General features: G+C 71.1%; 13 protein-coding genes and 1 riboswitch. Of the genes, 7 read left to right on the top strand and 6 right to left on the bottom strand.

Annotated features, from left to right (window positions below; genetic code table 11):
• Positions 1-3 precede the first annotated feature (3 nt).
• A complete protein-coding gene (locus ATL45_RS10380; RefSeq protein ID WP_093158466.1) occupies positions 4-846 on the top strand; it encodes an amidohydrolase family protein in 843 nt (280 codons plus the stop codon).
• A 634-nt stretch (positions 847-1480) separates the two neighbouring features.
• Here ATL45_RS10380 and ATL45_RS10375 read toward each other — a convergent pair.
• The 4 genes from ATL45_RS10375 to ATL45_RS10360 form a co-directional block, all read right to left on the bottom strand.
• Positions 1481-2521: an SIS domain-containing protein gene (locus tag ATL45_RS10375; RefSeq protein ID WP_093158463.1), complete on the bottom strand. Its 1041-nt coding sequence runs from the start codon at positions 2519-2521 to the stop codon at positions 1481-1483.
• 233 nt (positions 2522-2754) lie between these two features.
• A complete protein-coding gene (locus tag ATL45_RS10370) occupies positions 2755-3576 on the bottom strand; it encodes a carbohydrate ABC transporter permease (protein WP_093158461.1) in 822 nt (273 codons plus the stop codon).
• The gene (locus tag ATL45_RS10365) at positions 3573-4538 is read right to left on the bottom strand and encodes a carbohydrate ABC transporter permease (protein ID WP_170210210.1); all 966 of its coding nucleotides are present in this window, start codon (positions 4536-4538) and stop codon (positions 3573-3575) included. Before ATL45_RS10365 ends, ATL45_RS10370 begins: the two co-directional genes overlap by 4 nt.
• 2 nt (positions 4539-4540) lie before the next feature.
• Positions 4541-5809: an extracellular solute-binding protein gene (locus ATL45_RS10360; RefSeq protein WP_093158459.1), complete on the bottom strand. Its 1269-nt coding sequence runs from the start codon at positions 5807-5809 to the stop codon at positions 4541-4543.
• 287 nt (positions 5810-6096) lie between these two features.
• Here ATL45_RS10360 and ATL45_RS10355 point away from each other — a divergent pair, with 287 nt between their 5' ends.
• From ATL45_RS10355 to ATL45_RS10345, 3 genes are all read left to right on the top strand, one after another.
• Positions 6097-6852, top strand: coding sequence for a GntR family transcriptional regulator (locus ATL45_RS10355; protein WP_093158456.1), 756 nt, complete (start codon positions 6097-6099; stop codon positions 6850-6852).
• A 345-nt stretch (positions 6853-7197) separates the two neighbouring features.
• Entirely contained in the window at positions 7198-8133 is a 936-nt protein-coding gene (locus ATL45_RS10350) for a hypothetical protein (protein ID WP_093158453.1), read from the top strand.
• Positions 8134-8458: 325 nt separating this feature from the next.
• On the top strand, positions 8459-9583 hold the full coding sequence (locus ATL45_RS10345) for a S1 family peptidase (RefSeq protein ID WP_093158451.1): 1125 nt from the start codon (positions 8459-8461) through the stop codon (positions 9581-9583).
• An 82-nt stretch (positions 9584-9665) separates the two neighbouring features.
• Here the strand turns inward: ATL45_RS10345 and thiE are convergent, their stop codons facing one another.
• On the bottom strand, positions 9666-10337 hold the full coding sequence (thiE, locus tag ATL45_RS10340; RefSeq protein ID WP_093158448.1) for a thiamine phosphate synthase: 672 nt from the start codon (positions 10335-10337) through the stop codon (positions 9666-9668).
• A gap of 126 nt (positions 10338-10463) precedes the next feature.
• A riboswitch (TPP riboswitch) is annotated at positions 10464-10569 on the top strand.
• Here thiE and thiO point away from each other — a divergent pair.
• The 3 genes from thiO to ATL45_RS10325 all read left to right on the top strand — a co-directional run bounded on the left by thiO (position 10569) and on the right by ATL45_RS10325 (position 12641).
• On the top strand, positions 10569-11687 hold the full coding sequence (thiO, locus tag ATL45_RS10335; protein WP_093158445.1) for a glycine oxidase ThiO: 1119 nt from the start codon (positions 10569-10571) through the stop codon (positions 11685-11687). (Overlaps the previous riboswitch by 1 nt.)
• On the top strand, positions 11675-11875 hold the full coding sequence (thiS, locus tag ATL45_RS10330) for a sulfur carrier protein ThiS (RefSeq protein WP_093158442.1): 201 nt from the start codon (positions 11675-11677) through the stop codon (positions 11873-11875). Before thiO ends, thiS begins: the two co-directional genes overlap by 13 nt.
• 1 nt (position 11876) lies before the next feature.
• Positions 11877-12641, top strand: a complete 765-nt coding sequence (locus ATL45_RS10325) for a thiazole synthase (RefSeq protein ID WP_093158439.1) — start codon at positions 11877-11879, stop codon at positions 12639-12641.
• 331 nt (positions 12642-12972) lie between these two features.
• On the opposite strand, the gene ATL45_RS10320 is transcribed toward ATL45_RS10325, so the two are convergent.
• Positions 12973-14979, bottom strand: coding sequence for an FUSC family protein (locus ATL45_RS10320; RefSeq protein WP_246025263.1), 2007 nt, complete (start codon positions 14977-14979; stop codon positions 12973-12975).
• Between the last annotated feature and the right edge of the window lie 97 nt (positions 14980-15076).

Below are 15076 nucleotides of genomic sequence, written 5' to 3'. Positions count from 1 at the left end.
ACAGTGACCGTCGACACCCACCACCACCTGTGGGACCTCGACGTCCGCGACCAGCCGTGGATCACCGGGGCCGAGATGGAGCCGCTGCGCCGCGACTTCCGGCCCGCGGACCTGCAGGCCGCGCTGAAGGGCAGCGGGGTGGACGCCACGGTGCTGGTGCAGACGGTCTCCGACCCGGACGAGACCCCCGAGATGCTGGTGCTGGCCGACTCGGTGGACCGCATCGCGGCGGTCGTCGGCTGGGTCGACCTGACCACCCGCGACGTGCGCGAACGCATCGGCCGGCTGCAGACCCACCCGTCCGGCGGCTGGCTGAAGGGCATCCGCCACCAGGTGGAGGGCGAGCCCGACCCGGACTGGCTGGTCCGGCCCGAAGTGCTCAACGGGCTGGCCGCGGTGGAGGACGCCGGCCTGGTCTACGAGCTGCTGGTCCGCACCGACCAGCTGCCCGCCGCGATCAAGGCGGTCGGCCAGTTCCCGCAGCTGACCTTCGTGCTCGACCACTGCGCGAAACCGCCGGTTGCCAGCGGTGAGCTGCAGCCGTGGGCGGACCGGGTCCGCGCGCTCGCGGCTCACCCGAACGTGGTGTGCAAGCTGTCCGGTCTGGTCACCGAGGACGACTGGACTCGGCAACCTGATCCGGTGAGCCTGCAGCCCTACGTGGACGTGGTGCTGGAGGCCTTCGGCCCGCGCCGCCTGATGTTCGGCTCCGACTGGCCGGTGTGCCTGCTGGCGGCGGAGTACGGCCAGGTCATCGACCTGGCCAGGCAGCTGACGGCGGGCCTGGACGACCGGCGCCGCTCGGCGGTGTTCGACGCGAACGCCCGAGAGGTGTACGACATCTGAGGACTTTGTCCTCTGTCCGAGCCCACGCCCCGACGTGTGCGGCCTGCTCCGTTCGGCGTAACCTGGCGATGCCCGCCCCACCCCGCCCCCTCGGTGAGGCGGGCTTTTCTTGGGTTTTCCGGTGGCTCACCTTGCGTGGCGGTGCGGGTGGCGGAACCTCAGACGCCGCCTGGACTGCGGGAGCCTGTTCTTATGTATGTCCCGGCGAACAGGACTGGCCTCGCCAAGAGCCCAGTCTGGGTGGGCACCGTCTGAGAACCCACGGCGGTGCAAGCTGCGAGGGTGGGCTATGCGCCTGGCGGCGCATGCGACCCCTTCCGCGCGGTGCCAGTCATGCGCTGCGGTCGCTGTTTACCGCCGGAAGCGGCTTCGCCGCTTGCCTGACGATGGCTGGCTCGCCGACTGGCCTCGCCACTTCTCCTCGCCTCGCGGCTGCCGGTGCTGGCCTTGGGCCGGTTTCCGGGCTTGCCGCGCTGCACCTGCTTCGGTGGTGGCGGTTGTTTTGGCTGGGCTTGGGCCGTGAGTGTTTTGTGAGGTTATGGCAGCACAAAACACTCACGGGTTCTGACCTGGCGAAATGGTGTGCTGGAGCTGGTGCGGGGCCTGCCGCCGTCGGCGGCGGGCCCCGTTCGGGTCAGCGGGTTCGGGTGACCTTGTTGAGGCCTCGGGGGTTGTCCGGGTCGAAGCCTCGGGCGAGGGCCAGGCCGAGGGCCAGCTGCTGGACCGGGAGGATCTCCAGGACCGGGGCCAGTTCCTCCGCGCAGGCCGGGACCGGGATCCGGTGGGTGGCCGGGATGTCCGCGGCCGCCGAGCCGATCGCGCAGATGTCCGCGCCGCGCTGGGACACCGCTTCCAGCGGCTCGCGCATCGCCGCGCCGCCGATGCCCCGGCTGGCCAGCGCGAGCACCGCGGTGTCCGCGTCGACCGCCGCGACCGGGCCGTGCAGCAGGTCCGCACCGCTGTAGGAGCGGGCCGACAGGTAGCTGGTCTCGGCCAGCTTCAGGGCCGCTTCGTGGGCCGTGGCCAGCGAGTAGCCGCGCGCGGTGGTGACCATCCGCTCCAGGAAGCGGTAGCGGCCGACCGCCTCGTCGACGGCGTCCCTGCCGTCCGCCAGGGTCGTCTCGGCCAGCTCCGGCAGCTTCGCCGCCTGCTCGCCGGTGCCGCCGCGCACCGCGTCGATCAGCAGGTAGAGCGCCAGCAGCGTGGCGCCGTAGGTCTTGGTCGCCGCGACGGCCTGCTCGCGGCCAGCGCGGACGTCCACCGACAGCTCGGCGGCCGAGTTCAGCGGCGAGTCGGCGGTGTTGGTGACCGCGACCGTCAGCGCGCCCTGCTTGCGGGCGGACTCGGTGACCTCCAGCAGGTCCGGCGATCCACCGCTCTGGCTCACCGAGATCAGCAGCACGTCGGTCAGGTCCGGCTGCGCGCCGAACAGCGTGGTGGTGGACGGCGAGGCCAGCCCGGCGGGCAGCTGCAGCAGGGTCTCGACCAGGTACTTCGCGTAGAGGGCGGCGTGGTCGCTGGAGCCGCGCGCGGCGAGCAGCGCGAAGCGCGGGCGGCGCTGCGCGACGGTCGCCGCGACCTCGGCGATCGCGTCCCGGGTGGCCAGCAGGTCGGCGAAGATCGCGGGCTGCTGGCGGATCTCGTCGGCCATGTGCTGGCCGTGGGTGGCGGTCATCGGCCCATCCCTTCGATTGAGGTCTAGACCAATCGTACTCGGGGGCGGCCCCGGGGCTCAATCGTCGCCCGAAACGAAGACGGCCGCCTCGCCGAGCCGGAATCCTGGCTCGTGGAGGCGGCCGTCGATCGATCAGCACTGTCGGTCATACATCAGGAGGGGCACCCGCAGTCCAGGGAGCCTCTCAGGTTCCGCTAAGCGACCACCTACGCAAAGCGACCACCAACAGGCTTTCAGCCCTTGACGGCGCCGGCGGTGATGCCGGAGACCATCTTGCGCTGCACGATCAGGAAGAACACCAGCACCGGCAGCGTGAACAGGGTGGCCGACGCCATCGTCGCTCCCCAGTCGGTGCCGAACGCGTTCTGGAAGGTCTTCAGGAACACCGGCAGCGTCTGCAGGTCCTCGGAGCGCATCAGCACCAGCGCGTACAGGAACTCGTTCCACGCGGTGATGAAGGCGAACACCGAGGTCGCCACCAGGCCCGGGCCCAGCAGCGGCAGGGTGACCCGGCGGAACGCCTCGGCCCGGCTGCAGCCGTCCACCATGGCGGCCTCCTCCAGGTCGATCGGGATCCCGTCGATGAACCCGCGCAGCGACCAGATGGTGAACGGCAGCGTGGTGATCCAGTACACCAGGATCAGCGCGGGCAGCTTGTTGAGCAGCCCGAGATCCCGCATGAACAGGAACATCGGCACCATCAGCGCCTCGAACGGCACCATCTGGGCGACCAGCACGAGCATCAGGAAGCCCTTGCGCCCGCGGAAGCGGAACCGGCTCATCGCCAGCGCTGCCAGGGTGCCCGCGACCAGCGAGCACGCCACCGCGGTGAGCGTGACCAGCAGGCTGTTGCCCAGGTAGCGCAGGAAGTCCGAGCCCAACAGCGCGCTCGCGTAGTTCTCCAGCGTGACCGCGCTGGGCACCAGGTCGTAGGACGTGGACAGCACTTCGCCGCGCGGCTTGATCGAGCTGGTGAACATCCAGTAGGTCGGGAACGCGAACACCAGCGCGATGGCCAGGGCCAGCGCGGACAGCCCGATTCGGCGGATCGTCACAGCTCTCCCTCCTGGGACCGCAGCAGCAGGCGCAGGTACTGGGCGCAGACGATGACGAGCACGATCACCATCAGCACGCTGACCGCGGCGGCCACGCCGAAGTGCTTGCCCGCGATGCCCTCCAGGTACTGCAGCACCGGCAGCGTGGTGCTCTCACCGTTCGGGCCGCCCTCGCGGACCGCCCACACCTGCGCGAACACCTTGAAGTCCCACAGGATCGACAGGAACGTCACGATCAGCAGCACCGGCTTCAGGTGCGGCCAGGTGATCGAGGAGAAGGTCTGCCAGCCGCTCGCGCCGTCGATCCCGGCCGACTCGTACAGGTCCTTCGGCACGCTGAGCAGCGCGGCGTAGAGCGTCATCGCCACGAACGGCACGGCCTGCCAGACGATCAGGATGCCGACCACGGTGAGCGTGCTGGTGCCGCTGGCGAACCAGGAGGCGCCTTCGAAGGAGTCGAAGCCCAGCAGCACCAGCGTCTTGTTCAGGATCCCGAACTGCTGGTCGAAGATCCACTGGAACACCGTCGTCGCGGCCAGCTGCGGCATCGCCCACGCCAGCAGCAGGCTGATCTGCAGCACCACCCGCGGCACCGCCGGGATGTGGTTCATCAGCAGCGCGAGCAGCAGCGCGATGACGACCGTGGCGCCGACCATGGCGGCGGTGAACACCACGGTCCGCAGCGCGATGACCCAGAAGTCGGATCCGGTGAGGATCTGCGCGTAGTTGTCGAAGCCGGCCCAGACGACCTCACCGCGGGTGAGCTCGCCGAGGTCGAGCTTGCGGAAGCTGGTGATGATCACGTTCACCGCGGGCCAGCCGAGCAGCGCGACCAGGGCCAGCACCGCGGGCGCCATCAGCAGGTAGGGCAGCGACACCGATATTCGGGGGCGGCGCCGAGCGCCGGGCACCGCGGGCTGACCCGCAGTGCCCGGCGCCGGGCGGGTGTGCGTGGCGGTCATGATCAGTTCTTCGCCGCCAGCAGCTTGTCGATCTTGTCGTTGGCCTCCACCGTGGCCTCCACGATGGTCTTCTGGCCGGTCAGCACCGCCGTCATCATGTCCTTCAGCGGGTTCTGCCCGGACTCGACGGCGGCCCACTGCGGAACGGCGGGCGGCACCTTGCCCGCCTTGGACGCGATCGCCATCGCGGCGCTGACCGGGTTGGACTCCAGCGCGCTGGTGTCCTGCGAAGCACCCGGCACCACACCGCTCTGGGCGATCTTGGTCTGGTACTTCTGGCTGGTCAGCAGCTTCAGGTACTCCTTGGCGGCCTCGGCGTCGGCGCTGCCCGCCGGGATCGCCAGGTTCGAGCCGCCGAGGAACACCGGTGCGGTCTTGCCCGGGAACTTCGACGGGATGGGGAAGGCGCCGGAGATCTCGGCGATCCGCGGGTTCTGCTCGGCGGCGGTCTGCACCTCCCAGGGCAGCGCGATCATCATCGCGGTCTTGCCCTTGGCGTAGATCTCGGCCTGCTGCGGCTCTGCCTCGTCGGTGTCGGCCGGAGCCTTGGTGGCCGATTCCTTGACCAGCTGCTGGTAGAACGCGATGCCCTCGCGGGCCTGCTCGGTGTCCAGCGCGCCCTGGTAGTTCGGGCCCTCCTGCACCGCGAGCTCACCGCCGGAGTCCCAGACGAACGACAGCAGCGCGTACCAGGACTGGCCGGGCAGGTAGAGCGACTGGAACTCGGGGTCCGAGCCGTGGGTCTGCTGCAGCTTGGCGAGGACGCCCAGCAGCTGCTCGCGGTTGGTGGGCATCTCGGTGATGCCCGCCTTGTCGAACAGCTCCTTGTTGTAGACCACCACGCGGTTGGCGGCGTAGAACGGCACGCCGTACTGCTTGCCCTCCCAGGCGCCGGACTCGCCCAGCGCCGGGACCCACTGCGACTTGTTCAGCGCTTCGGCGTCGGCGGTCAGGTCGAGCAGCGTGCCTTCGGCGGAGAACTGCGGGTTCTGGCTGTTCCCGAGCTCGATCACGTCCGGCGGGTCGTCGCTGGCCAGCGCGGTGGTCAGGCGGTCCTGGATGCCGTTCCACTGCTGGATCTGGTAGTCCACCTTCATGCCCGGGTGGGTCTGCTCGAACTCGGCGTTGAGCTCGTCGATCAACGCGTCGGACGCGGAGCCGTCCATCAGCCAGACCGTCAGGGTGTTGTCGCTGGCGCCGGGTCCCCCACCGCATCCGGCTAACGTCAACGACAGCGCGGCCGTGGCCGCGAGCGCTTTCCAGGCCTTCAATGTTCGCCCCTTCCTCCGCCGCAGTGCGGAGTTGCAAGCTTTTGGTGTAGACCAATGCGATGAGGATTGTGGTGCCGCACACCCGATGTCAAGGGTTCGCGGGGTTACTGTTCACCCACGCATAAGGCTGGCTTGAGCTTCAGGAGTCGATCGCCGTCTGGCCCGGATGGGGCGACGGTGCTCGCCGCGCCGTTCGGTTCGGGCATGCTGAAGAGGTCTGGACGACTTCGGCGAGGCGACGACCACGGCGCTTCTGGGGTGGCAAGGTTGTGGCGGTAGGAGGAACGATGCTCGAAACGTCCGTGTCCGGCGGGGCGGACTCATCGGGTCGCGCGCAACGCGAACCGAAGTACTGGGGGCTCAAGCAACATCTGCTGGACATGCTCCGCTCGCTGCCGCCGGGATCGCCGATCCCCACCGAGCGGTCGCTGGCCGCCGAGTTCGACGTCTCCCGCACCACCGTGCGCCAGGCGCTGGCCGAGCTGACGGTGGAGGGCAGGCTGCTGCGGGTGCAGGGCAAGGGCACCTTCGCGGCCAAGCCGAAGGTCGCCCAGCGGCTGCAGCTGAGCAGCTACACCGAGGACATGCGGGCGCACGGCAGGCAGCCCACCTCGCGCCTGCTGGAGGTCGTCGAGGAGCCGGCCGACCCCGAGCTGGCCACGCTGCTGGACACCCGGCCCAGCGCCACCGTGCTGCGGCTGCGCCGGTTGCGGCTGGCCGACGGCGAGCCGATGGCCATCGAGACCACCCACCTGCCGCTGAGCCGGTTCCGCGGCCTGACCGGCCGGCTGGAGTCCGGCGGCTCGCTGTACCAGGTGCTGCGCGAGAACTTCGATGTCGAGCTCGGGCACGCCGAGGAGACGATAGAGACCGCGCTGGCCAGCCCGGAGGAAGCCGAGCTGCTGGGCTCGGAGGTGGGCCTGCCGATGCTCCTGCTGTCCCGGCACTCCTTCGACACCGAGGGCCGCCCGGTGGAGTGGGTGCGCTCGATCTACCGCGGCGACCGGTACAAGTTCGTCGCCCGCCTCAACCCACCGAGCTGATCCACCGCGTTGGAACCTGCAGGTGGTTGTTTGCTGGGGTGGTCGCTCGGCGGAACCTGAGTGCTTCCCTGGACTGCGGGTGCCCCTCCTGATGCATGAACGAATACACGGCGGAGGCGCCGTCCTCGCCCAGAGAGCCACCCAGTGGCGGGCCACCGTACCCGCGGGTGGTCACTTTGCGTGCGTGCTCGAAGCGGCTGCCGCCGCTTGCACAAGCGCGGACGGCTTCGCCGACAGGCCGTTACGCGGAGTGGGGGTACTCACGAAACGCGCTGATCAGGAGAAAAGCCGCGCCATCGACCGTTTTCCGTTCTGGAGAGAGTGCGTTCGAAGTGCGTGGGAGCCATGGTCAGGCAGAAAGAGGATCCGCAGGACGAGCCGGACGAGAAGGATTCGGACGAGGAGAAGTCCAAGAAGATCGAGATCAAGCCGGCGCAGGTCGCGGGGGCGGCCACCGCGTCGGTGACAGCGGCGTTCCTGGGTTCCAAGCTCGGGGTGGCGGGCACCGTCATCGGTGCCGCCATGACGAGCGTGATCATCACCGTCGGCGGCGCGCTGTACCAGCGCTCGTTCGAGAGCGCCAGGGAAAAGGCGCTGCACGCTGCGGTGAAGGCCAAGCGCGCCACGCGCGCCCATGCCCGCCAGCTGGCGGCGGAGGCCCGTGGCGCGGCGAAGGTGCAGGACGAGTCGACGCGCCTGCTGTCGTCCGAGGCGACCCGCCGGATTCGCGTCGAGTCCGGCATGCACTGGCCCGGCGGTGAGCAGGTCGTCGATTCCGAGGGCACCAGGAAGATCGACGAATCGACCATGCTGCTGGCCGCGGAGAAGGCCGAAGCCCCGGTGTCACCGCCGGTCGACCGGCGCAAGCGGAGGATGCGCTGGGCGATGGCGGCGGCCACCTGCGCGGTCGCGTTCGTGCTGAGCATGCTGGTCGTCACCGGGTTCGAGGGGATCACCGGACGTCCGCTGTCCGGCGGCGAGAGCGGCACCACGCTCGGCAAGGTGCTCGACCGCGAGCCCCGGAAGGAAGTGGCGCCCCCCGCCGACGAGGTCGAGAAGCCGGTGCAGACCCGGACCCGCGAACCCGTGCCGACCACCGAGGTCCGGCCGACGCAGGAGCCGACCCGGCAGCCGACGCCGGAGAGCCCGCAACCGAGCCAGCAGCCGACCCAGTCGCCGTCGACGGAGCAGACGCCGACCCAGCAGCCGACTCGGACGCAGGAGCCGAACCGGCCGACGCCGCCGACGGAGCAGTTCCAGGAGCAGCTCCGGCCGGAGTGATCCACCGGCTGTGCACAGTGCCGGTTCTGCCCGCGACCACCGCGCTTCCGAGTCCGGAATGCCCGGTTGGTCTTGGGCGGGACCGGCACTTCACTTTTTGTGAGCGTTCTTCATATTTCCCGCTTCCCGTCCACCGTCGAAAGTGGCACTCCGGGCTGGTCGGCGGACCAATCCGCGGGTGGTGCGAACGGCCGCCGGGCTACCTCGATCAGGCCGTTTTTGCGCATGCTGAGGCAAAAGGTGGATGTGGGACCGCAGTCGCCCTCTGATACTGGCAGCGCGACGGGGGCTGAAGAGATCCAGCTCACAAAGAGGGAGACAACAGATGAAGCGCAGACTCGCGGCTCGGTTGGCCGGGTCCGTGATGCTGGCAGCCGGAACGGTAGCCGCCCTCACGATGCCGGCGACCGCTACCGGATCCGCTCCGCCGGAGACCCCGGCGGCGACGACCCAGCTCGACGCGATGCAGCGTGACCTCGGCCTGACCCGGGACCAGGCACTGCAGCGTTTCGACCAGGAAGCCGAGGCCGCTCGGGTCGAGCAGACCCTGAGCCAGTCCTTGGGCAGCACGTACGGCGGCTCGTACTTCGACGCCCAGCAGGGCAAGCTCGTCGTGCTGGTCACCGACCAGGCGCGCTTCGACGAGGTGCGCGCGGCGGGCGCGGTGCCGCGGCTGGCCAACTTCAGCGCTGAGCAGCTCAACGGCGTCATCGCGGGCCTCAACGCGCGCAGCGCCGACGCCCCGGAGGCGGTCTCGGGCTGGTACCACAAGGCCAGCGAGAACTCGGTCATCCTCACCACCCGGCCCGGCTCGGCGGCTCTGGCGGCCCAGTTCGTCCAGACCACCGGTGTCCTCAGCGAGGCCGTGCGCGTCGTCGAATCCCTGGAGAACCCGCAGACCTACGCCGTGATCGGCGGCAACGCCTACTACATCGGCAGCGGCAGCCGTTGCTCGGTCGGCTTCTCCGTGCAGGGCGGCTTCGTGACCGCCGGGCACTGCGGCCAGACCGGTGCGACGACCTCCCAGCCCACCGGGCGCTTCGAGGGCTCGACCTTCCCGGGCAACGACTACGCCTGGGTGAGCGTCAGCTCCGACACCCCGGAGCCGCTGGTGAACAAGTACGACGGCACCACCATCGGCGTCGCGGGCTCGACCGAGGCGTCCGAGGGCTCCTCGATCTGCCGCTCGGGTTCGACCACGGGCTGGCAGTGCGGCACGCTGGAGGCCAAGAACCAGTCCGTGCAGTACCCGCAGGGCACGGTGACCGGGCTGACCCGCACCAGCGCCTGCGCCGAGCCGGGTGACTCCGGCGGCTCGTTCATCACCAACGACCAGGCCCAGGGCGTGACCTCGGGCGGCTCGGGCAACTGCAGCTCCGGCGGCACGACCTACTACCAGCCGGTGAACCCGATCCTGCAGGCCTACGGCCTGACACTGCTCACCCAGTAAGACCCGTCTCCCCGCGCGGCCCCCGGTCCTCGACCGGGGGCCGCGTCGCGCGGGGGGACGGTCGAAATCGACGCCGATCTGGTCAGGGGAGGCGGTCGCGGAGTTCGCGGGCTGCTGCTCGGGGGTCTTCGGCCTCGGTGATCGCCCGGACCACCACGACGCGCTCGGCGCCTGCCTTGAGCGCGTCGTCGAGGTTCTCCGGGCCGATGCCGCCGATGGCGAACCACGGCCGGCCGTGGCCGCGGTGCTCCGCCGCGTGCTGGACCAGGTCGAGCCCGGCCGCCGCGCGGCCCGGCTTGGTCGGCGTCGTCCACACCGGGCCGGTGCAGAAGTAGTCCACGCCCGGCTCGGCCGCCGCGGCGTCGGCCTGCACCACGTCGTGCGTGGAGCGGCCGATCGCGATCTGGTCGCCGACGATGCGCCGCGCGATGTCCACCGGCAGGTCGTCCTGGCCCAGGTGCAGGATGTCCGCCTCGGCGGCGAGCGCGACGTCGGCGCGGTCGTTGACCGCGAGCAGGGCTCCGTGCCGGACGCACGCCTCGGCCAGCACCTCCAGCGCCGCCAGCTCGTGGCGCGCTTCCAGCGGTGCACCGCCGGGCTGCTTGTCCCGCAGCTGCACGATGTCGACACCGCCGGCGAGCGCGGCGTCCACGAACTCCGCGAGATCGCCACGCTCGGTGCGAGCGTCGGTGCACAGGTAGAGCCGGGCCTCGTTGAGGCGGGCGCGAATGCCGAAGCCGTCCATTCCAGGCATGTCCCACAGCGTAACTCCAGTCGATTGCCCCTTACTCGTCTTGCTTCGCGCTCGCGGCGGGGAAGGGAATCCGCTGCCCGGACGAAAGGGGGCTCGGAGTCGGCGATGTCGGCAGGTACGGTGTAAGGCGGTGAGCACGGGAGCCCGGTCGCCGGGCTGAGAGGGGGCGTTGGCCCCGACCGTCGAACCTGATCCGGGTCATGCCGGCGCAGGGAGCGTGGAGTGTCTGAATTGCGTACCGCACACGTCGTCGTGGTCGGCGGCGGAGTGATCGGGATGTCCGTCGCCTGGCGCGCAGCAGCTGCCGGGCACCGCGTGCAGCTGGTCGATCCGGAACCGGCTTCGGGCGCGTCCTTCGTGGCCGGCGGCATGCTGGCGCCGATCGCCGAGGCCTGGCCCGGCGAGGAGGAGCTGCTGGAGCTGGGCAGCACGTCGCTGGAGCGGTGGCCCGGTTTCGCCGACGAGCTCAGCCGCGCGTCCGGCCTGCCGTCCGGGCTGCGCCGCGAGGGCACGCTGGTGGTGGGCGTGGACAGCGCCGATCGCGCCGAGCTGGACGAGCTGGCCGGCTACCTGTCCCGCCAAGGCCGCACCGTGACCAGGCTTTCCGGTCGCGAGGTGCGACGGCTCGAACCGTCGTTGGGGCCCGCGGTGCGCGGCGGGCTCGAAGTTCCGGGAGATCTCGCGGTCGACAACCGCTCGGCGCTGGCCGCGTTGCGCGCGGCGGCGACGGCGGCCGGAGTGGAATTCGTCGCCGCGACGGCGAGAACCGTCCGCGCGGGCGCGGTGGAGCTCGAAGATTCCACTGTGGAGTGCGATGTGGCGGTGATCGCCGCGGGCGCGCACTCCGGCGCGCTGCACCCGTCGCTGCGCGGCCGGATCCGGCCGGTCAAGGGCGAGATCCTGCGGCTGCGCGCGCGGGCCACCGCGCTGCCACCGCCGAGCCGAACCGTCCGCGGACCGGTGCACGGCCGGCCGGTCTACCTGGTGCCTCGCGACGACGGGGGACTGGTGCTCGGCGCCACCCAGTACGAGGTCGGCTTCGACACCGAGGTCACCTTGGGCGGCGTGCGCGACCTGATCGCCGACGCCGAGCAGGTGATGCCGGGCATCGCGGAGTACCAGCTGGTCGAGGCCAGGGCCGGGCTGCGCCCGAGCACCGACGACAACCTGCCGGTGCTCGGCTGGCTGGAGCCGGGCGTGCTGGCCGCCACCGCGCACCACCGCGGCGGGTTCCTGCTCGCGCCGGTCACCGCGGACGCGGTGCTCGCGCTGCTGCGCGGCGACGAACCGGACGCGCTGATCAAGGCCACCGATCCGAACCGATGGGGAGGACAGCAGTGCACGTCGTGATCAACGGGCAGTCGAAGCAGGTCGCCGACGGCGCCGGGCTCGCCGCGGTGCTCGCCGAGTTCGGGGTTCCCGAACGGGGCGTGGCGGTGGCCGTGGACGGAGCGGTGGTGCCCCGCAGCAGCTGGCCCGGGACCGACCTGCGGCCCGGTGCCGCTATCGAGGTCCTCACCGCAGTGCAAGGAGGATGACGTGGACGACCCGTTGCTGATCGCCGGTCGCGAGTTCGGCTCGCGGCTGATCACCGGGACCGGAGGGGCGACGAACCTCGCGGTCCTGGAGCGCGCGCTGATCGCGTCCGGAACCGAGCTGACCACCGTGGCCATGCGCCGCTCGGACGCCGGTGGCGGCACCGGCGTGCTCGACCTGCTGCGCAAGCTCGGCATCGAAGCGCTGCCGAACACGGCGGGCTGCCGGACGGCGGCCGAGGCGGTGCTGACCGCGCAGCTGGCGCGCGAGGCGCTGGAGACGAACTGGGTCAAGCTGGAGGTCGTCGCCGACGACGACACCCTGCTGCCCGACCCGGTGGAACTGCTGGACGCCGCGGAGCAGCTGGTCGACCAGGGCTTCGTGGTGCTGGCCTACACCAACGACGACCCGGTCCTGGCGCTGAAGCTGGAGGAGACCGGCTGCGCCGCGGTGATGCCGCTGGGCTCGCCGATCGGCACGGGCCTGGGCATCCGGAACCCGCACAACATCGAGATGATCGTCTCCCGGGCCTCGGTGCCGATCGTGCTCGACGCGGGCATCGGCACGGCCTCGGACGCGGCGCTGGCGATGGAGCTGGGCTGCTCGGCGGTCCTCCTGGCCACGGCGGTGACCAGGGCCCAGGACCCGGAACGCATGGCGTCGGCGATGCGCGCAGCGGTCGAAGCGGGGCGCCTGGCGTCCCAGGCGGGCCGGATCCCCAAGCGCTTCTGGGCGGAAGCCTCCAGCCCGGGCCGCCCGATGGGCTGACCCGGCGCCCGTCGGCCCCGCCGCCAGCATCGACTTCCGCCGCCGACCGGGGACCTCCGCAATTTCAATGGAAATCAGGTCTTCGATTTCAATGGAAGTTGCGCACCCCGTCGGCGTGTCGGGACCCGACACGCCGACGGAGCGTCGGGATCCATGCGATTTCAATGGAAATCGGACGTTTGATTTCAATGGAAGTTGCGTGCCCCTCCGGCGTGTCGGGTATCCGACACGCCGGAGGATGCGGACGCCGCACCGTCGTTCCGACAGGAGCTGACCGCTCGACCAGGGGTGACCGGTCGCCTCGACCAAGGGGTGACCGGTCGTCGACGGCTCAGCGGATGTGGAGGCGCTCCGGGCGCACGAAGGAGATCGTGTAGCTCTTCCACGGGTTGTCGTAACCGAAGGTGCGGTCGATCGCCTGGCGGGCGTGCAGGGCGTTCTCCAGCAGCGAGCTGGCCAGCAGCTCCGTCGCCGGGGCGCTGCTCTCCGGGACGTCCGGGATCTTCGCCGTCGCCTTGCCGCCCAGCAGGTCGTCCACCGCGCGCAGCGCCGGGACCGCCACCGCCTGCTCGGCCTCCGGCCGGAACGCCAGCGTCGCGACGTCCTGGCGCAGGGCGTCGAGCGCGACCGCCGCGTCCCGCGTCGCGCGGTCGTCGTCGGTCTCCTCGCCCGTGCCGTCCAGCAGCGCGGGCATGCCCAGCAGGTCCTGAGTGCGCCGCAGCGCCAGCACGTTCGCCGCCTGCAGCGCCGCGGGCAGGTCGACGCCCTGGCCGGCCGCCCGGACGCTGCGCAGCAGCTCGGACACCGACCACACCGTCGAGCGCACCGCGCCCCGGACGTCCGGCAGGATGCTGCTGGGCAGCACCAGGTACGCGACGTAGCCGACGATCAGCGCGATGGCCGCGCCGACCGCGGTGTTCGCGGCGAAGCTGATCCCGACGTTCACCAGCGGCCGGTCCAGCCGCATCGCCTGATCCACGACGGTGATCACGATCAGGCAGCCCAGCAGCGTCTGGTACTCGCTGCGCAGCCGCGGCATGCTCAGCAGCATTCCGCCGATCACCAGCGGCACCAGCAGGAAAGCACCGGGCAGCAGGGTGATCAGGATGGCCAGCGCGGTCACGCCCAGCACCGCGCCGCCGGTGCGCTCCAGCGCGCCGGTCATGCTGTCGCGCGCCGCGGGCTGCAGCACCACGTACAGCGCGAGCAGCAGGCTGGACGCCGAAGGATCGCGCAGCAGCAGCACGATCACCATGCCGAAGGCGACCGCGAGCGTGCAGCGGATCGAGTGCCGGAACAGCGACGACCGGAACGACAGGTGCGCGCGCACCGCGCCGATCAGCCGTTCCCGGCGCGCTCCGGGCGCCTGCGGCGGTAGCGGGGTCTCGACGCGGCGGACCACGGTGGCCCGGATCCGGTCGAGGCCCTGGTTGATGCCGCGCACGGCCTCCGGCAGGTCCTGCCGCCCACCGCGGGCCAGCACCGCTTCCGACGGGTCGCGCCGCGCCGCGTAGGGCAGGCCTGTGCAGGCGCGGGAGCGAACCGCCCTGGCCAGCTCCGCGGCGACCTGATCGGCTTCCGCCACGATCCGCTGCAGCCGGTCGGCCTCGATGCGATCGCTCTGCTGGGCCTGCGCGAGCAGCGTCTCGCGGGCGGCGCGGAAGCGCGCGGCACCGGCCAGCACCTCGCCGAGCCAGGTGCTGGAGCCGTCCGCCCGCCAGGCGGCCGCGGCCGACTCCACCACGCCGGGGCCGGGTTCGAGCAGCGTCCGGGCGACGGCCACGCGGGTGGCGCGGCCGGGATCGCTCAACCCGATGATCACCCGCAGCAGCAGGGCGAACGCCGCGCCGGAGGCGGAGGCGGCCAGCAGCATCCACACCGGCTGGTCGCTGCCGATGCCGGTCGTGGTGGACACCAGGGTCGCCGCGGCGAAGGTCTGCCCGCCGATCCGGTAGTGCTCGCCCAGCGCGGGCAGCATGCCGGAGCCGAAGACGACGAGCGCCACCACCAGGCCGGCCAGCACCGGGATGTTCGCCAGCAGCGGCCCGACCGTCATCACCAGCACCAGTGCCGGGGTGAACCAGACGAACCGGCGCAGGTCCGAGCGCAGCGACTGGCCGCCGGTGGCGACCAGCGCGAGCACCGCGGTCAGCCCGGCCAGCAGCGCGGGGGTCTGCAGGTCGAACAGCCAGCCCACCGCGGTCCCCGCGACCACTGCGACGAGCACCAGCACGGCGTACTGGCGCTGCCTCGGGTCCGGCGCGCCCGCCTCGGTGGCGAGCAGCTGCCGGGCTCGGGCGGCCAACGCCGACTTAGCAGTCCTGACCGATTTACCCACGCTGTCGAAAACCCCTGTCATCGTCGTTTCGCGCAGCGCGCAAGGGACCGCGCGCTGCAGAGGCGTGCGGTCCTGGGAATTACGCGCATCTCGACCG

It is taken from the genome of Saccharopolyspora antimicrobica (assembly GCF_003635025.1).
Classification (GTDB): Bacteria; Actinomycetota; Actinomycetes; order Mycobacteriales; family Pseudonocardiaceae; genus Saccharopolyspora; species Saccharopolyspora antimicrobica.
Note: the sequence above shows the minus strand (reverse complement) of the source record. Positions and strands in the feature narration are given on the sequence as shown.

Bases quoted from the DNA above. Each gene is read 5' to 3' on its own strand.
- ATL45_RS10365 (WP_170210210.1), bottom strand. From the start codon at position 4,538: ATGACCGCCACGCACACCCGCCCGGCGCCGGGCACTGCGGGTCAGCCC.
- ATL45_RS10350 (WP_093158453.1), top strand. From the start codon at position 7,198: ATGGTCAGGCAGAAAGAGGATCCGCAGGACGAGCCGGACGAGAAGGAT.
- ATL45_RS10375 (WP_093158463.1), bottom strand. From the start codon at position 2,521: ATGACCGCCACCCACGGCCAGCACATGGCCGACGAGATCCGCCAGCAG.
- ATL45_RS10355 (WP_093158456.1), top strand. From the start codon at position 6,097: ATGCTCGAAACGTCCGTGTCCGGCGGGGCGGACTCATCGGGTCGCGCG.
- thiE (WP_093158448.1), bottom strand. From the start codon at position 10,337: ATGCCTGGAATGGACGGCTTCGGCATTCGCGCCCGCCTCAACGAGGCC.
- ATL45_RS10345 (WP_093158451.1), top strand. From the start codon at position 8,459: ATGAAGCGCAGACTCGCGGCTCGGTTGGCCGGGTCCGTGATGCTGGCA.